20 protein-coding genes and 7 tRNA genes are annotated in these 17,806 nt (G+C 73.0%); 11 read left to right on the forward strand and 16 right to left on the reverse strand.

Annotated elements, in window-relative coordinates; genetic code table 11:
* Window positions 1-170: 170 nt before the first annotated feature.
* Window positions 171-896 (forward strand): 3'-5' exonuclease, encoded by a 726-nt coding sequence (locus QIT00_RS17005; RefSeq protein ID WP_282536125.1) that lies wholly within the window; start codon window positions 171-173, stop codon window positions 894-896.
* 119 nt (window positions 897-1,015) lie between these two features.
* On the opposite strand, the gene QIT00_RS17010 is transcribed toward QIT00_RS17005, so the two are convergent.
* Together QIT00_RS17010 and QIT00_RS17015 are read right to left on the reverse strand one after the other, a co-directional pair.
* Window positions 1,016-1,087, reverse strand: a tRNA-Val gene (locus QIT00_RS17010).
* A 111-nt stretch (window positions 1,088-1,198) separates the two neighbouring features.
* Complete coding sequence (locus QIT00_RS17015; RefSeq protein WP_282536126.1) at window positions 1,199-1,645, reverse strand: SRPBCC family protein; 447 nt, start codon at window positions 1,643-1,645, stop codon at window positions 1,199-1,201.
* 92 nt (window positions 1,646-1,737) lie between these two features.
* Here QIT00_RS17015 and QIT00_RS17020 point away from each other — a divergent pair, with 92 nt between their 5' ends.
* Complete coding sequence (locus QIT00_RS17020; RefSeq protein ID WP_282536127.1) at window positions 1,738-4,161, forward strand: SCO7613 C-terminal domain-containing membrane protein; 2,424 nt, start codon at window positions 1,738-1,740, stop codon at window positions 4,159-4,161.
* Between the two features lie 68 nt (window positions 4,162-4,229).
* Here QIT00_RS17020 and QIT00_RS17025 read toward each other — a convergent pair.
* Both QIT00_RS17025 and QIT00_RS17030 read right to left on the reverse strand, forming a co-directional pair.
* Window positions 4,230-4,301 (reverse strand) — tRNA-Val (locus QIT00_RS17025).
* A 96-nt stretch (window positions 4,302-4,397) separates the two neighbouring features.
* Window positions 4,398-4,838 carry a TIGR02611 family protein gene (locus QIT00_RS17030; protein WP_282536128.1) on the reverse strand — a complete coding sequence of 147 codons (441 nt, stop codon included), beginning with the start codon at window positions 4,836-4,838 and terminating at the stop codon, window positions 4,398-4,400.
* Between the two features lie 190 nt (window positions 4,839-5,028).
* On the opposite strand from QIT00_RS17030, the gene QIT00_RS17035 reads away from it, so the two are divergent.
* Window positions 5,029-5,442, forward strand: a complete 414-nt coding sequence (locus QIT00_RS17035; protein ID WP_003959770.1) for an SsgA family sporulation/cell division regulator — start codon at window positions 5,029-5,031, stop codon at window positions 5,440-5,442.
* Between the two features lie 197 nt (window positions 5,443-5,639).
* A complete protein-coding gene (locus QIT00_RS17040; protein ID WP_282536129.1) occupies window positions 5,640-6,200 on the forward strand; it encodes a CGNR zinc finger domain-containing protein in 561 nt (186 codons plus the stop codon).
* Between the two features lie 45 nt (window positions 6,201-6,245).
* Here the strand turns inward: QIT00_RS17040 and QIT00_RS17045 are convergent, their stop codons facing one another.
* Both QIT00_RS17045 and QIT00_RS17050 read right to left on the reverse strand, forming a co-directional pair.
* Window positions 6,246-6,398, reverse strand: a complete 153-nt coding sequence (locus tag QIT00_RS17045; RefSeq protein WP_282536130.1) for a hypothetical protein — start codon at window positions 6,396-6,398, stop codon at window positions 6,246-6,248.
* A 97-nt stretch (window positions 6,399-6,495) separates the two neighbouring features.
* A complete protein-coding gene (locus tag QIT00_RS17050) occupies window positions 6,496-6,960 on the reverse strand; it encodes a hypothetical protein (protein ID WP_282536183.1) in 465 nt (154 codons plus the stop codon).
* A 220-nt stretch (window positions 6,961-7,180) separates the two neighbouring features.
* Between QIT00_RS17050 and QIT00_RS17055 the strand changes: the two genes are divergently transcribed.
* Complete coding sequence (locus QIT00_RS17055) at window positions 7,181-7,711, forward strand: DsbA family protein (RefSeq protein ID WP_282536131.1); 531 nt, start codon at window positions 7,181-7,183, stop codon at window positions 7,709-7,711.
* Between the two features lie 34 nt (window positions 7,712-7,745).
* On the opposite strand, the gene QIT00_RS17060 is transcribed toward QIT00_RS17055, so the two are convergent.
* The 3 genes from QIT00_RS17060 to QIT00_RS17070 form a co-directional block, all read right to left on the reverse strand.
* Window positions 7,746-8,573 carry a GNAT family N-acetyltransferase gene (locus QIT00_RS17060; protein WP_282536132.1) on the reverse strand — a complete coding sequence of 276 codons (828 nt, stop codon included), beginning with the start codon at window positions 8,571-8,573 and terminating at the stop codon, window positions 7,746-7,748.
* A gap of 61 nt (window positions 8,574-8,634) precedes the next feature.
* Complete coding sequence (locus QIT00_RS17065) at window positions 8,635-9,456, reverse strand: aminotransferase class IV (RefSeq protein ID WP_282536133.1); 822 nt, start codon at window positions 9,454-9,456, stop codon at window positions 8,635-8,637.
* Window positions 9,453-10,478 (reverse strand): chorismate-binding protein, encoded by a 1,026-nt coding sequence (locus tag QIT00_RS17070; protein WP_282536184.1) that lies wholly within the window; start codon window positions 10,476-10,478, stop codon window positions 9,453-9,455. Before QIT00_RS17070 ends, QIT00_RS17065 begins: the two co-directional genes overlap by 4 nt.
* Before the next feature lie 176 nt (window positions 10,479-10,654).
* Here QIT00_RS17070 and QIT00_RS17075 point away from each other — a divergent pair.
* From QIT00_RS17075 to QIT00_RS17095, 5 genes are all read left to right on the forward strand, one after another.
* Window positions 10,655-10,727: transfer RNA gene (locus QIT00_RS17075), tRNA-Gly, on the forward strand.
* A gap of 37 nt (window positions 10,728-10,764) precedes the next feature.
* Window positions 10,765-10,838 (forward strand) — tRNA-Cys (locus QIT00_RS17080).
* Window position 10,839: 1 nt separating this feature from the next.
* A tRNA-Val gene (locus tag QIT00_RS17085) sits at window positions 10,840-10,911 on the forward strand.
* A 39-nt stretch (window positions 10,912-10,950) separates the two neighbouring features.
* Window positions 10,951-11,022: transfer RNA gene (locus QIT00_RS17090), tRNA-Val, on the forward strand.
* Between the two features lie 35 nt (window positions 11,023-11,057).
* Window positions 11,058-11,129: transfer RNA gene (locus QIT00_RS17095), tRNA-Val, on the forward strand.
* Between the two features lie 102 nt (window positions 11,130-11,231).
* On the opposite strand, the gene QIT00_RS17100 is transcribed toward QIT00_RS17095, so the two are convergent.
* The 4 genes from QIT00_RS17100 to QIT00_RS17115 all read right to left on the reverse strand — a co-directional run bounded on the left by QIT00_RS17100 (window position 11,232) and on the right by QIT00_RS17115 (window position 13,483).
* A complete protein-coding gene (locus tag QIT00_RS17100) occupies window positions 11,232-11,531 on the reverse strand; it encodes a TFIIB-type zinc ribbon-containing protein (protein WP_282536134.1) in 300 nt (99 codons plus the stop codon).
* A 70-nt stretch (window positions 11,532-11,601) separates the two neighbouring features.
* Entirely contained in the window at window positions 11,602-12,561 is a 960-nt protein-coding gene (locus tag QIT00_RS17105) for a phosphotransferase (protein WP_282536135.1), read from the reverse strand.
* Window positions 12,562-12,783: 222 nt separating this feature from the next.
* Complete coding sequence (locus QIT00_RS17110; protein WP_282536136.1) at window positions 12,784-12,990, reverse strand: hypothetical protein; 207 nt, start codon at window positions 12,988-12,990, stop codon at window positions 12,784-12,786.
* Window positions 12,991-13,213: 223 nt separating this feature from the next.
* Window positions 13,214-13,483, reverse strand: a complete 270-nt coding sequence (locus QIT00_RS17115; protein WP_282536137.1) for a hypothetical protein — start codon at window positions 13,481-13,483, stop codon at window positions 13,214-13,216.
* Window positions 13,484-13,695: 212 nt separating this feature from the next.
* On the opposite strand from QIT00_RS17115, the gene QIT00_RS17120 reads away from it, so the two are divergent.
* Window positions 13,696-15,054, forward strand: coding sequence for a serine/threonine-protein kinase (locus QIT00_RS17120; protein ID WP_282536185.1), 1,359 nt, complete (start codon window positions 13,696-13,698; stop codon window positions 15,052-15,054).
* Here QIT00_RS17120 and QIT00_RS17125 read toward each other — a convergent pair.
* From QIT00_RS17125 to cobA, 3 genes are all read right to left on the reverse strand, one after another.
* Window positions 15,043-15,378 (reverse strand): YxiG-like protein, encoded by a 336-nt coding sequence (locus QIT00_RS17125; RefSeq protein WP_456316486.1) that lies wholly within the window; start codon window positions 15,376-15,378, stop codon window positions 15,043-15,045. The two genes, QIT00_RS17120 and QIT00_RS17125, sit on opposite strands and share 12 nt — an antisense overlap.
* A gap of 105 nt (window positions 15,379-15,483) precedes the next feature.
* On the reverse strand, window positions 15,484-16,302 hold the full coding sequence (locus QIT00_RS17130; RefSeq protein WP_282536139.1) for a TrmH family RNA methyltransferase: 819 nt from the start codon (window positions 16,300-16,302) through the stop codon (window positions 15,484-15,486).
* Window positions 16,303-16,399: 97 nt separating this feature from the next.
* On the reverse strand, window positions 16,400-17,629 hold the full coding sequence (gene cobA, locus QIT00_RS17135; protein WP_282536140.1) for a uroporphyrinogen-III C-methyltransferase: 1,230 nt from the start codon (window positions 17,627-17,629) through the stop codon (window positions 16,400-16,402).
* Window positions 17,630-17,806: the final 177 nt, after the last annotated feature.

Raw genomic sequence — 17,806 nt, forward strand, 5'->3', positions numbered from 1 at the left:
CGCCCAACTCACCGGCCCGTCACCTGTGTTGTCACCGCTGGGCGTATCGGGCAAACAGCCCGGGTATCACCAGTTCGGGCAGGCAGGCGGGGCGCGAGGACTCGGGGCACCACCGGCGGCGGCCGGGCCGCAACCGGAACTGCCCTGCGGACACAGGGAGTTGCATCGCCATGACGTGCTGGTACGAGGGACCACTTGCCGCATTCGACACCGAGACCACGGGCGTGGACGTGGAGAGCGACCGCATCGTGTCGGCCGCGATCGTCGTCCAGGACACGCCGGGAGGCCGGGCGCGGGCGACGCGCTGGCTGGTCGACCCGGGCGTGCCGATCCCCGAAGAGGCCGCGCGGATACACGGCCTGACGGAAGATCACCTGCACCGCAACGGCCGCTGGCCCGCGCCGGTGATGGAGGAGATAGGCCGGGAGCTGGCCGATCTGACGGCCGCCGGGCGGCCGTTGGTCGTGATGAACGCACCGTTCGACCTGACGCTCCTGGACCGCGAGCTGCGCCGCCACCGCGCGTCGTCGCTCTCGCACTACCTCGGGAGCCGCCCGATGTGCGTCCTCGACCCCCGGGTCCTGGACAAGCACCTGGACCGCTACCGCAAGGGCCGCCGCACCCTCACCGACTTGTGCGCGCAGTACGAGGTGGAGCTGGCGGACGCCCACGACGCGGCGGCCGACGCACTCGCCTCCCTGGAGGTCGTACGCGCAGTGGGGCGCCGTTTCGCGGCCCGGCTCGAACGCCTCTCGGCGGCCGAGCTGCACGCCCTGCAGGCGGTGTGGCACGCGGCCCAGGCGCGCGGCCTGCAGGCGTGGTTCACGCGCAACGGCACCCCGGAGGCGGTCGACCCGGCCTGGCCGCTGCGCCCGGAACTCCCGGCCGCGGCCTGAGAGTCGTACGAGAGCCAGGCCGCGTACGAGAAGGAAACCCTGGCGTCGTACGCGAAAGAACGGCGGCTCGGCGCGCACAAAAAAGACCGGCCCGTCTGCGACGGACCGGTCTTTCCCGGTGGGCGATACTGGGTTCGAACCAGTGACCTCTTCGGTGTGAACGAAGCGCTCTCCCACTGAGCTAATCGCCCGGGAACGCACTGAACCATACAGGCCCGGGCACCCCTCCTCCAAACCGGATCCGGACGCCGATCAAACCGGTCCGGCCACCGACCTGACGGCGAACGCAGGGCGCCCCGCCGTCAGGTCGTACCGAGATGCCCGATCAGTCCGCGCCGTCCCGAGCGCATCATCAGCGCGTGGTTGAGCAGGAACACCGGCCGGCCCGGTACGGCGAAGCGCCGCAGCAACGGACGGCGCACGTCGACCTCCTGCTCGTAGAGCACGCGGGTGCCGCCGCCGGCCGGGGTCAGGGTCCAGCGCGCCCAGCCGTCCAGATCGCCGGTCATGCGGATCTCCAGGACTCCGGCGGCGGGGTCGCGGCGCTGTTCGCGGGCGGTGACGCGGAGGTCGTACGGCAGCGTGGAGCGGAACCGGGCGCGGCCGCTGCGGTCGTCGATCGGGACGACCTCGCGCACCTGCCGCCACCACCGCGGGTACTCCTCGGCGTTCTCGAGCACCGCGAAAACCGCTTCGGGGCGCGCGGGCACGTTCCAGACGCTGCGGAAGCGGTAGTGGCACCAGTCCATGCCCCGAGTCTGCGGGACGCCGGGCACGTACTCAGCCGGAACTGAGTACGTACACCCATGCCGGGCGCCGTGACCCGGACCACACTGCAGCCATGAGCACCTTTCCGCCCCCGGCCGAAGAGCTGCGCGTCCTGGACCACGAGCTGGCCCAACTGGACGCGCGCCGGACCCAGTTGCTGGCCCGCCGGGCCTGGCTGGTCTCGGTCCTGGCCGAGCAGCGGCCTCCGACGCCCGTGCGGTCCGCCGGTCCGCCGCCCGCCTCCGGTCCGCCGCCTGCCTGGGGGCCGCGCCCGCGCGCCGAGTCGTCCCCGCCGAGCGTCCAGAACGTCCTGCTGGTCCTCGGCGGCCTCCTGCTGACCGTCGCGGCGCTGGCGTTCACGCTGGTCAGCTGGGGTCACATGGGCATCGGAGGCCGCTCGGCCGTGCTCGGTGCGGTCACGCTGGCCGCGCTCGGCGTGCCCGTCCCGCTGCAGCGCCGCGGTCTCACCGCGACGGCCGAGGCGGTGGCCGCGCTCGGCCTGGTCCTGACGGTGCTCGACGTGTACGCCCTGCACCGCGTCGCCGTGCCGGACGCGGACGGCGCGGCCTACACGGCGATCGCCTCGGCCGTACTCGCCGCCGTCTGGGCCGCGTACGGAACGGCACTGCCCCGGCTGCACACGCCACTCCCCGCCGCCGTCGTGGCCGCCCAACTCCCGCTGTTCCTGGGCGCGTTGGCGGCGGACGCGGGAGCGCACACCCTGACCGTGGCCCTGCTCGCCACGGTCGCCGCCGACACGGTCCTCGCCCTGCGGGTCAAGCGGATGTCCGTCCGCGGCACGGCCGGCGGCGGCGCCGCGCTCCTCGGCCTCATCGCCCTGACGACGGCGACGGGTCTGTCCTGGACGGCCGCCGACCCCGCCGAGGCCGCACGTGCGGGCGCGCTGCTGCTCGCGGCCGCGGCGATCGCCCTGGGCGCGGCCCTGCGCACACCGCACGCTCCCCTGTCCACGGCCTGCGCCGCCGTCGCGGGCCTCGCCACTGTCCTCGCCACCGGCGGCGTCCTGCGCACGGCCGTCCCCGACACGTGGACGGTCCCGGCCCATCTCCTGTGCGGCATCGCCCTGTTGACCGTCGTACGCACCGGGCTTCCGCTCCCCGTACGCCGCGGCCTGGCCGGGGCCGCCGCGGTGCCCGTCGGCGTGGCGCTGCTGTGGACGCTGCCGAACCTGCTCCTCTCCGTCGCGGGCCTCGCGCGCTGGGCGGACCGGACGTGGGCGGGCACGCCGCGGCTCGCGCACCTGGACGCTCCGGTCACCGCGGGCCCGGCGGTCCCGGTGACGCTGCTCGCGCTCGCCGCCACCGCGTGGACCGCGCACCGCCTGATACGGGCCGACGAGCCCCGGCGCGCCTGGAGCGCCACGGCCGCCTGCGCCGCCCCGGTCCTCCTCTGGTCCGCGCTCACCGCCCTCCCCCTGTCCCTCCAACTCCCTTACGCGGCCGCCCTCGGCACGCACACCGCACTCGCCCTCGCGTCCCTGTACGGAGCCACCGCACTGGCACGGGCGGCGCGGCCGCACCTCGCGTGGGTCCTCCTCGGCTGCGGCCTCACCTCGGCGGCGGGCGCGGCCCTGCTGTCCCTCGCCACGCAGCCCGCGACGTTCGTGGTGCTCACGGTGCTGCTCGCCGGCTGCGCGGTCGCGGCCGCACTGCACACCGACGGCGCCCGCCGGGCGGTCCTCGCCTGCGCCGCGACGCTCTGGGCCACCGCCCTGACCGTCGCCGCACCGGCCGCCCTCGACCTGCCGCCGCACCGCACGGCACTCGTAGTCCTCGCGGTGCCCGTCGCGACCACCCTGCTCGCCGCCCGGCTGCGCACGCTCCGCGTCGCCGTACCCCTGGAGATCGCGGGCGCCGCGGCGGCCGGCCTGGCCATCGCGCTCTCCGTCGGCCACGCCCCCAGCCTGGCGCTGACCCTCGCCCTGACCGGTGTGATCGCGGCGGCCACGGCCCTGCGCCCCGACCGCCGCCCGGTGTCGTACGCCGCGGGCGCCCTGTTCGCCGCGGCCTGCTGGGTGCGCCTGGCCGCCTGGGACGTCACGGCCCCTGAGGCGTACACGCTGCCGGTGACGGCCCTGGCCCTCGCCGTCGGGTTCCTGCACAGCCGCAGGGACCGTGAGGCGTCCTCCTGGACCACGTACGGACCGGGCCTGGCCGCCACGCTGCTGCCGAGCCTGATCGCCGCCTGGTCCGACCCGCACTGGCTGCGCCCGCTGCTGCTCGGGCTCGCCGCCCTGGCGCTCACCCTGGTCGGCGCCCACCACCGCCTCCAGGCCCCGCTGGCCCTCGGCGGCACGGTGCTCGCCCTGGTCGCGACGCACGAGCTCGCCCCGTACGTGGTCCAGGTCGTCGGCGCACTCCCCCGCTGGCTGCCCCCGGCCCTGGCCGGGCTGCTGCTCCTCGGCGTGGGCGCCACGTACGAACAGCGCCTGCGCGACGCCCGACGGCTGCGGGACGCCCTGGGGCGCATGCACTGACCGCCACCGCGAGAGGCGGGAACGACGAAGGTCCGTGAGACGGGATGTCTCACGGACCTTCGGCCGGGTGGGCGATACTGGGTTCGAACCAGTGACCTCTTCGGTGTGAACGAAGCGCTCTCCCACTGAGCTAATCGCCCGGGCGCACGGAGAACATTACCGCACTTCAGACGGGCCCTGGACCACGCCTGCGAGGAACTCCGTCACTGATCGATCACTGGTCGATCACTGGTCGATCACTGGTCGATCTTCCACGGCATGACGATGCCGAACTGCCAGACGTAGATCCCGAGCAGGACGCCGACGATCACGAGGCCGATCGACGTCAGGATGATGTTCCGCCGGCGCACCTTGGGGTCGAGTGCGCGCTGTGCCGCCTCCGTCACCTTGCGCTTGGTCCAGCGCAGGACCAGCTGCGCCCAGACGAACTCCGTCGCCCAGATCGCCATGCCGCAGAAGATCACGACCCAGCCGGGCCCCGGCAGCGGCAGCATGATGATGCCCGCGACCACGACGGCCAGGCCCACGATGAACACGCCGACCTGCCAGCTCAGGTGCAGCGCACGACGACTCTTGATGAACTTCGGCGCCTTGGACCCGAGCCCCTGCTCGTCCTGCGCGGCGGCCGGCTCGACAGCCGACTCCACCTCGCTGCGCTCGTCACTCCCCGTATTCATACAGCCAGACATTACCGGACAGGAACGCGTCACCGGAATGGACGTATGAACGAACGACCCGACGGCTGTACGAGCTACCGAAAGCCTCTCAAATCCCTCAGAGGGGTTTACAACGGCACCGTAGGTGGCATGTCGATTTCGCCGACGTGCGAATCCCCGAGCGCACACTGAGCGAAAGGCCCTGGCGCTTATGAACACCACGGTCAGCTGCGAGCTGCACCTGCGCCTCGTTGTGTCGAGCGAGTCCTCACTCCCTGTACCCGCAGGACTGCGGTATGACACGGCCGATCCCTACGCCGTGCACGCCACCTTCCACACCGGAGCCGAAGAGACGGTCGAGTGGGTCTTCGCCCGCGACCTTCTCGCGGAGGGCCTGCACCGGCCCACGGGCACCGGCGACGTCCGTGTCTGGCCGTCCCGCAGTCACGGTCAGGGCGTCGTCTGCATCGCCCTGAGCTCCCCGGAGGGCGAGGCTCTGCTCGAGGCCCCGGCGCGGGCCCTGGAGTCCTTCCTGAAGCGAACGGACGCCGCGGTGCCGCCAGGCACCGAACACCGCCACTTCGACCTCGACACGGAGCTCTCCCACATCCTCGCCGAGAGCTGACGAGGCCCGACAACAAAGCAGCCCGTAGCCGTCCGACTCGGGGAGACGGCGCGGGCCTCGACAACCGCATAACGGCAGTGTTCGGCGCCGTCGCCGTGGGTTCGCCCGCAGCTGCGGCGCCGATGTGTTCGAGTCGAGCCGCTAGCATCGGCCAGCATCAGCGGGCGTCGGCCCGACCCAAGGCCAGGGAGCGATTCGTGCTGATCACCCACGACACCCGGTGCGCACTCGACGCGGTGTGCGCTCTGGTGAACTCATCGCCGGAGGACGACAGCCCCGACGGCCTCCCGGACATCGCGGCCCTCGACACCTTCGTACGCGCGCACGCCATCAGCGACGTCGGGCGGCTGACCGAGGACGACCTGGCGGCGGTCCGGGGCGTGCGCGCCCGGTTCGGCGAGATCTTCGAGGCGGCCGACGCACGTGCGGCGGCGCGGACCGTCAACGAGCTGGTCGCCGCGGCGGGTACCACCCCGCGGCTGACCGACCACGACGGCTACGACTGGCACGTGCACTACTTCGCGCCCGGCGCCTCCGTCGCCGACCACCTCGCCGCCGACGGCGGGATGGCGCTCGCCTTCTTCATCGTCGCCGGGGAGCAGGAGCGGCTGCGCCGGTGCGAGGCGCCGGACTGCCGGCACACCTTCGTCGACCTGTCCCGCAACCGCTCCCGCCGCTACTGCGACAGCCGGACCTGCGGCAACCGGCTGCACGTCGCCGCGTACCGGGCCCGGCGCAAGGAGGCCGCGGCGGGCTGAGAGGCCTCCGGCGGCAGGGACTCACAAGAAACCGGCGGCAGGGATTCACAAGAAGTAGAGGTCGTGCATCGCCGCCGCGAGGAGGAGGCAGCCGATCACCCCGAGGAAGATCATCAGGGGCGGCTGGGAGAGCGCGAAGAGACAGCCTCGCGGCTCGGACGTGGGTGCGGGGACCTGGCCCCGGGGTGTTTCCTGCATCTCGCGGCGATGATGGCGCAGGGCATGGCGGGGGCAGGATCAACACGCCCGGCTGGAGCGGGAGTTCGCCGGATCACGTGGTCTTTCGCGGCGGCTCTCAGATGCCGTGCTTCTTCAGAATCGCTTCGATGTCCGAGAAGTCCTCCGCCGGTGCGGCGGATCCGGCCTTGGGATGCTTCTCCTTGCGCTTCGGGGCGGACGTCTTCTCGTCGCGCTTCGGGGTGGGCGTCGCCGCCGTACGGCCCGCGCCGAGGGAGGGGGCGGAGGCCTGCGGAGCCACGGCGTCCTCCTGGGTGGCGCGTACGGCTCTGCGGCGCTCCACCGCGCGGGTCGTCATGAACAGCGCCCAGGCGAGCCCGAGCAGTCCGACGCCGATCCAGGTGCTCGGCTTGAAGACCAGGTCGGAGACCCATTCCACGGCCCCGGTCAGGACCAGGCCGATCGGGACGAGCGAGTACGCCGCGATGCGGGTCGCGGTCAGGAATCGCTTGCGGTACGCGGTGATCGCGGCGATGCCCAAGCCTGCCGCGGACACGGCGGAGCAGATGGTCTCGGCAAGCATCCGGTCCTCCAGCGGGGGCCTCGGGGTCACGTCCTCCCTCCATCGTGCACCGGTCGGGGCCCTCGGGGCCACGATCCGGCCGGACCTCAGGGAGATCTCGGGGCCACGGTCCGGCCGGACCTCAGGGTGATCTCGGGGTCCGCCTCCTCCGAAGGTCCGGGTCGGGTCGGGGTCAGGTCCGGGTTTGGGGGCCTTGCGGCACTCCTGTGAGACTGTCCCCATGAGCGACTCCTCTCCCCTCGAAACTCCCCTCGAACCCGCCGCCCGCCCCGTCCTCGACCTCTGGTGCGAGCTCCAGTGCCCCGACTGCCGCTCCGCCCTCGACGACGTCCGCGCCCTGCGCGCCCGCTACGGCGACCGGCTCGAACTGCGGCTGCGGCACTTCCCGCTGGAGAAGCACAAGCACGCCTTCGCCGCCGCCCAGGCCGCCGAGGAGGCCGCCGAGCAGGGCCAGTCCTGGCCGTACGTGGAGGCCGTGCTCGCCCGCGTCGAGGAGTTCGACCGCAAGGGCGAGGCGCTGCTCATCGACGTGGCCCGCGAAATCGGCCTGGACGCCGAGGAGTTGGACACCGCGCTGATCGACGGCCGGCACATCCTGATCGTCGACGCCGACCAGGCCGAGGGCAAGGCGATCGGCGTCACCGGCACCCCCACGTACGTCGTCGACGGCGAGCGGCTCGACGGCGGGAAGAGCCAGGACGGGCTGCGGGAGCGGATCGAGGAGATCGTCGACCGGCTGCTCGCCGACTGACCCGGACCGCCCCGGATCACCGCCGCCCACCGCGTCAGAGCAGGGGTTTGTAGAGGTAGTACGAGAGCGGCTGGTAGTCGAGCGACTCGTACAGGCGCAGGGCCGGGGTGTTGCCCGCGAAGACGTTCAGGCCGATGGTGGTCGCGCCCGCGCGGGCGGCCTCGCGCTCGGCGAGGAGCATCAGGGAGCGGCCGTGACCGTGCCCGCGGTGCCGCTCGTACACCTCGACGTCGAAGACGAACGCGCCGTCGTCCTGCAGTGCCAGCCACAGTGTGCCGACGTCCACGCCCTCGTGCGCGAAGACGAACAGGAGCATGCCGGGCGTGGCCGGGCCGTCCGGCAGGAGGCGGGCGTGGTCGTCGTCCGACTTGGCGCGGGCCTGGTCCTCGGGGACGCCCCGGTCGATCCAGGTGCGCGCGTACGAGGCCTTGGCGTGGGCCAGCCACGGCACGTACTCGGTGTCGGACATCGGCCGTGCCGTGCTGCCCGGCGGGAGTCCGGGCGGTCCCGCGGCGGGGATCGGCTTGGCCATGCGGCGGTTGCGCTCCACGTACCCGAGGGCCGTGGCGAGGCTCAGGGCGGCCGGGGCCGCGGCCGGGACCGCCGCCTCGACACGGGTGCAGCCCCAGCCGCGCAGCACCTCCTCGGCGGCGAGCGCGGCGACCGTGCCGCGGCCGCGGCGCCGGTCCGGCTCGTCGATCGCGAGGTGCCGGAGGTGGCCCACGGTGGGGCCGAAGACGGCGTGCGTGGCGATCTCGGTGGTGCCGACGGGGCGGCTGTTCACACACACCTGGTAGGTGCGGGAACGCACTCCGTCCGTATCGCGCTGAATCGGCCCGGTCGGCCGCAGGGTCGTGGTCATCACGGGGTTTCTACCCGCTGCCGGGCTCTTCGTCATCCGATTTGGGACGCGGCGGGTCCGCTCACGGGTCGAGATCGGCGCCCGAACGCTCGTCGAAGATCCGCATGGCCTTGGCGGTCACCGGGCCCGGGGCGCCCGGGAGTTGACGGTCGTCGACGCGGTGGACGGCCTGGACGTCACGGAGCGTGGACGTCAGGAACACCTCGTCGGCGCGGTCGAGCACGTCGAGCGGCAGGGCGCTCTCGCGGGCGCCGGTCCACTCGACGGCCAGGGCACGCGTGATCCCGGCGAGGCAGCCGGAGGCGACCGGCGGGGTGTGGATCTCGCCGTCGAGCACGACGAAGACGTTGGAGCCGGTGCCCTCGCAGAGCTGCCCCACGGTGTTCGCGAACAGCGCCTCGCTGGCACCCGCTTCGTGCGCCCGCGCGAGTGCGACCACGTTCTCCGCGTACGAGGTGGTCTTCAGGCCGGTGAGCGCGCCGCGTTCGTTGCGCGTCCAGGGCACGGTGAGCACCGCGGTGCTGTCCGGGCGGCGGGTGGTCTCGCCGAGCGCCACGACGAGCGTCTGGCCCTGGTCGCCCCGGTCGGAGCCGAGCGGCGAGAGGCCTCCGGTGTAGGTGATCCGCAGTCGGCCGAGCGGCATCGGGTTGGCCTCAAGGACGGCGGCGCAGGCGCGGCGCACCTCGTCCAGGTCGGGCTCGGGCAGGCCGAGGCCGCGTGCGGAGCGGGCGAGGCGGTCGAGGTGGCGGGTGAGCGCGAAGGCCCGTCCCTCGGTGGCCTTGAGCGTCTCGAAGACGCCGTCGCCCACGGTCAGTCCGTGGTCGAGGACCGACACCCGTGCCGTGTCGAGCTCCTGCAGCCCGCCGTCCAGCCAGATCTTCACGTGAGGCTTCCTCCCAGTGCGTCGTAGGTCCCCGACGCTACCGCGAGCAGTCGGGCCGCCTTGAGCTCGGTCTCCCGCCACTCCCGCTCGGGGTCGGAGCCCCAGGTGATGCCGGCGCCGGTGCCGAAGCGGAGCACGCCGTCGGCGCGGTCGGCCCAGAAGGTGCGGATGCCGACGGCCAGTTCTCCGGTGCCGCGATCCGCGTCGACCCAGCCGATGCCGCCGCAGTACGGGCCTCGGGGCGCGGTCTCCAATGCGTCGATGATCCGCAGCGCGCTGGACTTGGGGGCCCCGGTGACGGAGCCGGGCGGGAAGGCCGCGGCGAGCAGCTCCGCCCAGCCGGCGCCCTCGGCGATCTCTCCGCGGACCGTGGAGACCAGGTGCACGAGGCCGGGGTGCTTCTCGACGACGCAGAGTTCGGGGACGGTCACGGAGCCGGTGGCGCAGACCCGTCCCAGGTCGTTGCGGACCAGGTCGACGATCATCACGTTCTCGGCGTGGTCCTTGTCGAGCAGATCGGCCTCGGTCCGCCCGGTGCCCTTGATCGGCCCCGACTCGACGATCTTCCCGCGCCTGCGCAGGAAGAGTTCGGGCGAGGCTGTGGCTATCTCCACGCCGTGCCCGGGTATGCGGATCGTGCCCGCGTACGGGGCGGGGTTGCCGCGGGCGAGCAGGGCGGTGAGGGCGTCCACGTCGGCGTCTTGCGGGAGTGGCGCGGAGAGCACGCGGCAGAGGTTGGCCTGGTAGACCTCGCCGGCCGCGATGTGCTCGCGGATGCGGCGTACGCCCGCCGTGTACGCGGCGCGGTCGAGCGATGTCGTCCAGTCGCCGGCGGCCGGGCCGTGCCAGCGGCCGGGCTCGGGCAGCGGCACGGGTTCCTCGCGTACGCGGTCGAAGCGGGCGCAGACGAGGCGCCCCTCGAAGTCCGCGGTCACGGCCCAGAAGCCGGAGGAGTCGAGGGCCGTGGGGTCGCTGGTGACATCACGCAGATCGGTGGCCACTAGGCTGCCGAAACGTGCCATCGGGGAGAAGGTCGACGGGGCGTTGTGCACGGCTGCGAGTCTATGGCGGCGTGCCGCGGACCGCCCCGGGCCGGGGTGGCAGCGCAGCACGCTGCGCAAACGCATTTTTGTACCTGGCCCGGAATCCGCTAGAGTTCAACACGTCGCCGGGACGCGCCAAGCGCCTCGGAGAACAAGCGGACGTAGCTCAGTTGGTAGAGCGCAACCTTGCCAAGGTTGAGGTCGCCAGTTCGAACCTGGTCGTCCGCTCAGGATGTGGGGGATCTTCCCGAACTCCCACGCTCCTGGTGGAGTGGCCGAGAGGCGAGGCAACGGCCTGCAAAGCCGTCTACACGGGTTCAAATCCCGTCTCCACCTCCAAGGACGATTAGCTCAGCGGGAGAGCGCTTCCCTGACACGGAAGAGGTCACTGGTTCAATCCCAGTATCGTCCACTGCCCGTTCCCGTACTCCGGTACGCTGCACGGGCTCCCGCGCGATTAGCTCAGCGGGAGAGCGCTTCCCTGACACGGAAGAGGTCACTGGTTCAATCCCAGTATCGCGCACGCAACGCCCATGACCTGCGGGTTCATGGTCCCGAGGACGATTAGCTCAGCGGGAGAGCGCTTCCCTGACACGGAAGAGGTCACTGGTTCAATCCCAGTATCGTCCACGTGGTTGAAGCCCCCGGCCTTCTGGTCGGGGGCTTCTTCGTGTGTGTACGGGTGCCAGGGCGCGCCGGGCTCGGGCGGTGTGCCCGAGCCCCACCCCTGCGTCAGGACGAGAACAGCATCCGGCCGAAGCTCTTCTGCCGGTAGTGGCCGTGGTGGCCGTGGCCCGGGTGCGGGGCGCCCCAGGCCGGGGGCTGCGCGGCGGGGTAGGCCTGCGGGGCGGGTGCCGGGGCGGCCGGCGGGGCGGCGGGCGGGGCCTGCTGGGCCCACTGCGACTCCAGGCGGGTCAGGGCCTCCAGCTCGCCGTAGTCGAGGAAGATCCCCCGGCAGCCGTTGCACTGCTCTATCTGGACGCCGTTGCGGTTGTACGTCTGCATGGGTGCACGGCACTTGGGACAATGCATCGTCGGCTCAACTCCTCGCCGGTCGGGACTGCTTCACCGGGACCGGTGCCCGGTTGCCTTGGTGGAAACCCTACTTGGCGGCCTCGGCGGGCAACTCCGGCGGGACGGCGGCCATTCGGTCGCAGGCGTCAAGGAGGGCCAGCTCTATCTCGTCGAGAGCGCGGCGTGCGGCGGTCGCCTTGGCCACGGCGACGGCGGCGGTCTGGACGGTGAGGGCACGCGCGGGGACGTCGAGTACGGGCCAGGGGTCCGTCCCGGAGGGGACGGCCGGGCCCGCAGCCGCCGCGTAGGCGCCGATGAAGCGCAGCCATTCCTCGGGGGCGAGCAGTCCGGCTGCGTACCAGGCCGCGGGACGGGCCAGGTCCCAGGCCGGGTTGCCGAGGCCCAGGTCGTCCACGTCGATGAGGAGCCAGCGGCCGTGCGGGCCCGGGTGCCGGACGAGTTGGCCGAGGTGCAGGTCGCCGTGGCAGAGGTGGACCGGTCCCGGCGGGGCGGACTCGGCGCGGGCCCAGGGCGGCAGGGCGGACCAGGCGCGTTCGACGACGGCCGCGACCGGCTCGGGCGGGTGGGCGCGGCGCATCCGGGACACGGCCAGGGCGGCCTTGTGCGGGCCGCGCATCACCGGGAGCGGGCCGGGCAGCGCCTCGACGGGGGTGGCGTGCAGGCGGGCGAGGAGTGTGCCGACCTCCTCCCAGGGCGCGGACCGCGGGGCGTCGGGGTCGACGGGGGTGCCGTACGGCCAGAACGTGACCGGGCGGCCGTCGAGTTCGGTGGCGGGGAGGTCGAGCGGGGCGAGCAGTACGCCGGACAGGGCGGGGTGGGCGGCGACGGCGAGGCGGGTGGCGAGCTGGGTGCGGTCGGCGTCCCGGGCGTGCGCCTTCGCGACCGTCGTGCCGTGGCGTACGACGGTGCCGTCGTCGCGGTCGGCGAGGACCGTGGGGATGGCGGCGGGGCAGGTGCACTCCGCGTACGGGCCGTGGGCCGCCGTTCTGGCGGTGGCGGTCAGCGCCCGCGTGACGGAAGTGCTCACGGATCCCCCTGTGGTCTGCCCTGGCGCGACGCGGTCGAGCGCGCCGACCAGCGAGCCTACGCCGACGTCCGGGCAGCTCGCCCCTGTCCCCGGACAGGAAAATGCCCGCGCAGCTCCCCAGCTGCGCGGGCATTTCGGTGCCGTCCGCCGCACCCCCGTCCCCACGGGGTTTCATGGCCGGATGTCCCCGCCCGGACCGCTCTTCCGGGCCTGGGGTGCCGCTCAGCGCCCCAGCATCACGCCCACGGACGACGCTTGTGTGACCACTGCTTCCCAGCCGCCGAAGACGACTACGAGCAGGGCCGCCAGGGGAAGCACCATGGCCGTCGCCACCAAGGGGTGACGGGTGCCGGAACGGCGGCCGCCGAACGCGGCGTAAGCCCTGCGTCCCTGCGTGCGGAGGACTGTCCGCGCTGCCGTGTCCGCCATGGTCCCTCTCCTGTCGTCTCTGACAGCGGCGGGTGCTTGACCTCGGGGGACGAGTGCTGCACCCGCCGCTTGACCTCAAATCTAGGGGCGGGCGCGGGCCGTGGCGTCATGCCCTCGTACCGATTGGCGGGCCTCCCGCAGGATGACCCGGAGACGTGATTCGTACTCCCCTGGGTGGAGATGGGGGAGACGCCCCCTAGGGACCCCAGGGACCCCAGGGACCCTAGGGCCTGGGGGCTTCACGGAGGGGGCGGCCGCCTTCGGTCTCGGATCCGTGCTCGCGCGGGACGGGTTGCTCGACGAGGGCGAGAACGCGGGCCGCCATGAAGCGGGCCGTGCGCACCGCGGTGCCGTTGCGCGTGACTTCGCTCACTTCCACCACTCCCCTGCGGACGCTGGTCTCCACCCGGCGGCCGGCCCGGGCGGCCACCACCTCGTACGTCCTTGTCGTGTCGCCGGCGTCCACCACTATCTCGACCCGGTCACCCTTCATGGCGTCAATCCCCCTTGTGCGACGGTGCGTTGAGGTCCGCCGGGGGTCCAACTACCCCGGCGGCCAACTCTCCTGACCACGCTTCGATTTTCCCATCCGGCACTGACAATCGACCCGGCCGCGAAGGCGCGGCCTATGAGCGCACGCGGGCGCGGAAACGTAAGCTGTGGCACGTCAATTGGTCAGGGCAACAGGGCGACGAGGCGGCAGGGATTCGGATGGCGATGATGCGGCTCCGGCGCGAGGATCCGCGTGTCGTCGGCTCGTTCCGGCTGCACCGGCGGCTCGGCGCGGGCGGCATGGGCGTCGTCTACCTCGGCTCCGACCGGCGCGGCCAGCGGGTCGCCCTGAAGGTGATCCGGCCCGATCTGGCCGAGGACCAGGAGTTCCGGTCGCGGTTCGCGCGCGAGGTGTCCGCCGCGCGCCGGATCAGGGGCGGCTGTACGGCCCGTCTGGTCGCCGCCGACCTGGAGGCGGACCGCCCGTGGTTCGCGACGCAGTACGTACCGGGGCCCTCGCTGCACGACAAGGTCGCGGAGGAAGGCCCGTTGACCGCCGCCGAGGTGGCGGCCGTGGGCTCCGCGCTCTCCGAGGGCCTGGTCGCGGTGCACGAGGCGGGGGTCGTCCACCGGGACCTCAAGCCGTCGAACATCCTGCTCTCGCCCAAGGGCCCGCGGATCATCGACTTCGGCATCGCCTGGGCGACGGGGGCCTCCACGCTCACCCATGTGGGCACGGCCGTCGGCTCGCCCGGCTTCCTCGCGCCCGAGCAGGTGCGCGGGGCCGCGGTGACCCCGGCGACGGACGTGTTCTCGCTGGGGGCGACGCTCGCGTACGCGGCGATGGGTGACTCGCCCTTCGGGCACGGCAGTTCCGAGGTGATGCTGTACCGCGTGGTGCATGAGGAGGCGCAGCTGGCCGGGGTGCCGGACGCGCTTGCTCCGCTGGTGCGGGCCTGCCTCGCGAAGGATCCGGAGGAGCGGCCGAGCACGCTGCAACTCTCGCTGCGGCTCAAGGAGATCGCGGCCCGGGAGGTGCAGGGGCTCGGTGCCGTGGACGCGCGTCCGCCCGCGCCGCGCCGCTCCGCCGACCGTCCGGGCGAGCGGCCCGCGGAGCGTACCTCCGGTCGGCTGGCCGAGCAGCAGCGCCCGGACCGCGCCGCCGACCACGCCGCGCAGCGCACCCGGCGGGCGCCCACCACTCCCCCGCCGTCCCGGACCAACGGTTCGCGCGCGGGCCGGGGCCCGGCGCCCTCGCGGACGGGTGCGCGGTCCGGGAGCAGGCCCGCGCCGCGCAGCAACGGCGGGCGTACGGCGCCGCCGCGCACCACGGGGACCGGGCGCCGCGGCCCCGCCAACCCGCGGCTGCTGCGGCAGCGGCTGATCGTGTTCGTGGTCGTGACGCTCCTGGTCGCCCTGGGCATCGCGGCGGCACAGGGCTGCCAGGGGCCCGCGCAGGGGTTGCCGCGGCTCTCCCTCCAGGACGGTCCGGGTGCACGGGACGGCGTCCCGCAGCGGGTGAAGCCCGGAGCCCCGACGGAGCGTGCCGCGGCCGTAGGGTCAGGCCGCTAGGCCCGTCTCCCCGATCTTTGCGGGACGCTGGTCCGTGACGAACGGGGCGTATCCGACCGGGACTTCGGTCACCTGCAGCTGCGAGAAGAGCAGCGTGATCCGGTGGGCGTCGGTCTCGATGCACACCTCGTGGAAGTCGATCCCCAGCGCCTGCGACCAGCGGCGTGTGACCTCCGACTCGGGAAGCAGGCGCGCGCCGGGGTACAGGCTGTGGCAGTTCACGCCCCAGACGTATCCGTCGAGGTCAGCGGCGCTCTTGTGGTCGGTGAGCCGGTCGTCCGGGGACGCCTGGCACGGATCTCGCCGCACGCCCGAATCACCCAAGTAAGTCCAGCACGAGGGCGATCCCGCGCGCGCCGATGCACCCTCCCCCAAGCTCACGGCTCCTCCCCCAGATCCGCGAAGATCAGGGAGACGGGCCCAGGGGCCTCAGTTCTCGGGTCGGCCCGTCGTCACCGCGTAGAACGCGACCGCCGCCGCCGCGCCCACGTTGAGGGAGTCGACGTCGTGGGCCATCGGGATGCGGACCCATTCGTCGGCGGCGACCAGGGCCTGGGTGGAGAGGCCGTCGCCCTCCGCGCCGAGCATCAGGGCCACCCGGTCCATGCGGTGCGGGGCCAGGTCGTCGAGGGTCGAGGCCTTCTCGTCCGGGGTGAGGGCGAGCAGCTTGAAGCCCGCCTCGCGGACGGACTCCAGGCTCTTCGGCCAGGCTTCGAGCCGTGCGTACGGGACCGAGAAGACCGCGCCCATCGAGACCTTGACGGAGCGGCGGTACAGCGGGTCGGCGCAGTCCGGGGAGAGCAGGACCGCGTCGATGCCGAGGGCGGCGGCGCTGCGGAAGATCGCGCCGATGTTGGTGTGGTCGTTGACCGCCTCCATGACGGCCACGCGCCGTGCGCCGGCGAGGAGTTCGGCGGCGGTCGGCAGCGGCTTGCGCTGCATCGAGGCGAGGGCGCCGCGGTGCACGTGGTAGCCGGTGACGCGCTCGGCGAGGTCCGGGCTGACCGCGTACACGGGCGCCGGTACCTCGTCGATGACGTCGCGCATCACGTCGACCCACTTGGACGAGAGCAGCATGGAGCGCATCTCGTAACCGGCGTGCCGGGCGCGCCGGATGACCTTCTCGCCCTCGGCGATGAAGAGGCCCTCGACGGGTTCGCGTCGGCGGCGCAGCTCCACGTCGGTCAGGCCGATGTAGTCGCTCAGGCGCGGGTCGTCGGGGTCGTCGACGGTGATGAGATCAGCCACAGGGTGATACTGCCTTGTCCAAGGGGTGGTGCCAACGGCTCGGGAGAAGAGAGTTACCCGAGGTTACGGTTCGATGGTCGCAGAGGTGCCGGGTGCGTCATGCCTCGGGCTTCGACGAGACACCGACGCCCACGACCTCGCCGATCACGATGACCGCGGGCGGGCGCACGTCCTCGGCGGTGACCCTCGCGCCGACCGTGGCCAGGGTGGCGTCGACGCGGCGCTGGGTCGCGGTCGTGCCCTCCTGGACGAGGGCGACGGGGGTCTCGGGGGCGCGGCCGTTGGCGATCAGGGCCTCGGCGATCTTGCCGATCTTGTCGACTCCCATCAGGACGACGAGGGTGCCGCGCAGCCGGGCGAGCGCCGCCCAGTCGACCAGGGAACGCTCGTCGTCGGGCGCCACGTGCCCGCTGACCACGGTGAACTCGTGCGCGACGCCGCGGTGCGTGACCGGGATGCCCGCCGCGCCCGGCACGCTGATGGAGCTGGAGATGCCCGGCACGACGGTGCAGGCGATGCCCGCCTCGGCCAGCGCCTGCGCCTCCTCCATGCCGCGCCCGAACACGAACGGGTCGCCGCCCTTCAGACGTACGACGGACTTGCCGGCCTTGGCGTGCTCGATCAGCGCGTTGTTGATCGCCTCCTGCGCCATGAACCGGCCGTACGGGATCTTCGCCGCGTCGATCACCTCGACGTGCGGCGGGAGTTCGTTGAGGAGGTCGCGCGGGCCGAGCCGGTCGGCGATGACAACGTCGGCCTGGGCGAGCAGGCGGCGGCCGCGGACCGTGATCAGGTCCGGGTCGCCGGGCCCGCCGCCGACGAGGGCGACGCTCGGGGTCTGCGGACGGTGGTGCGGGGCGACGAGCGTGCCGTCGCGCAGACCCTCGACGACGGTGTCGCGGATGGCGGCGGTGCGGCGCGGGTCCGGGGAGTCGCCGAGGACGGCCACGGTGACGCCGTCGGAGTGGCCCGTCGCCGGGGTCCAGGCGGTGGCGGCGGTGGCGTCGTCGGAGCGTACGCACCAGACGCGGCCCGCCTCGCCCTCCGCGGACGCGGCCTCGTTGGCGGCGTGGTCGCTGGTGGCGATCAGGGCGTACCAGGTGTCGGCGAGGTCGCCCGCCGCGTAGGTCCTGCGGTGCCAGGTGATCTCGCCGGAGTCGGCCATCGCCTCGACCGAGGGCGTCGCGGACGGCGACACGAGGTGGACGTCGGCGCCCGCAGCGATCAGGGCCGGGAGGCGGCGCTGGGCGACCGAGCCGCCGCCGAGTACGACCACGCGGCGGCCGGAGAGGCGGAGTCCTACGGGGTAGGCGGGGTGTTCAGCCATGTGCTGTACGGCTCCTCGTGCGGGGCGCTGCGCTTCGCTGCGACGGTGGAGCGGAGCTTTGACATGCGGATCTTCTGGTGCGTTCACTCTACGGCTCGGTGGGGGCGGGGGGTTCTTTCCCCCTCCCCGCCCCTTCCCCGAAAGCCTGCGGCGCTTCGGGGGCCAGCCCCCGGACCC

The organism is Streptomyces luteolus (assembly GCF_029968015.1).
Lineage (GTDB): Bacteria > Actinomycetota > Actinomycetes > Streptomycetales > Streptomycetaceae > Streptomyces > Streptomyces luteolus.

Excerpts from the sequence above, each read along its gene's own strand:
- cobA (WP_282536140.1), bottom strand. The coding sequence starts at position 17,629 with ATGGCTGAACACCCCGCCTACCCCGTAGGACTCCGCCTCTCCGGCCGC.
- QIT00_RS17015 (WP_282536126.1), bottom strand. The coding sequence starts at position 1,645 with ATGGACTGGTGCCACTACCGCTTCCGCAGCGTCTGGAACGTGCCCGCG.
- QIT00_RS17070 (WP_282536184.1), bottom strand. The coding sequence starts at position 10,478 with ATGGCACGTTTCGGCAGCCTAGTGGCCACCGATCTGCGTGATGTCACC.
- QIT00_RS17055 (WP_282536131.1), top strand. The coding sequence starts at position 7,181 with ATGAGCGACTCCTCTCCCCTCGAAACTCCCCTCGAACCCGCCGCCCGC.
- QIT00_RS17100 (WP_282536134.1), bottom strand. The coding sequence starts at position 11,531 with ATGCATTGTCCCAAGTGCCGTGCACCCATGCAGACGTACAACCGCAAC.
- QIT00_RS17110 (WP_282536136.1), bottom strand. The coding sequence starts at position 12,990 with ATGGCGGACACGGCAGCGCGGACAGTCCTCCGCACGCAGGGACGCAGG.
- QIT00_RS17060 (WP_282536132.1), bottom strand. The coding sequence starts at position 8,573 with ATGACCACGACCCTGCGGCCGACCGGGCCGATTCAGCGCGATACGGAC.
- QIT00_RS17045 (WP_282536130.1), bottom strand. The coding sequence starts at position 6,398 with ATGCAGGAAACACCCCGGGGCCAGGTCCCCGCACCCACGTCCGAGCCG.
- QIT00_RS17115 (WP_282536137.1), bottom strand. The coding sequence starts at position 13,483 with ATGAAGGGTGACCGGGTCGAGATAGTGGTGGACGCCGGCGACACGACA.
- QIT00_RS17035 (WP_003959770.1), top strand. The coding sequence starts at position 5,029 with ATGAACACCACGGTCAGCTGCGAGCTGCACCTGCGCCTCGTTGTGTCG.
- QIT00_RS17050 (WP_282536183.1), bottom strand. The coding sequence starts at position 6,960 with ATGCTTGCCGAGACCATCTGCTCCGCCGTGTCCGCGGCAGGCTTGGGC.
- QIT00_RS17005 (WP_282536125.1), top strand. The coding sequence starts at position 171 with ATGACGTGCTGGTACGAGGGACCACTTGCCGCATTCGACACCGAGACC.
- QIT00_RS17030 (WP_282536128.1), bottom strand. The coding sequence starts at position 4,838 with ATGAATACGGGGAGTGACGAGCGCAGCGAGGTGGAGTCGGCTGTCGAG.
- QIT00_RS17020 (WP_282536127.1), top strand. The coding sequence starts at position 1,738 with ATGAGCACCTTTCCGCCCCCGGCCGAAGAGCTGCGCGTCCTGGACCAC.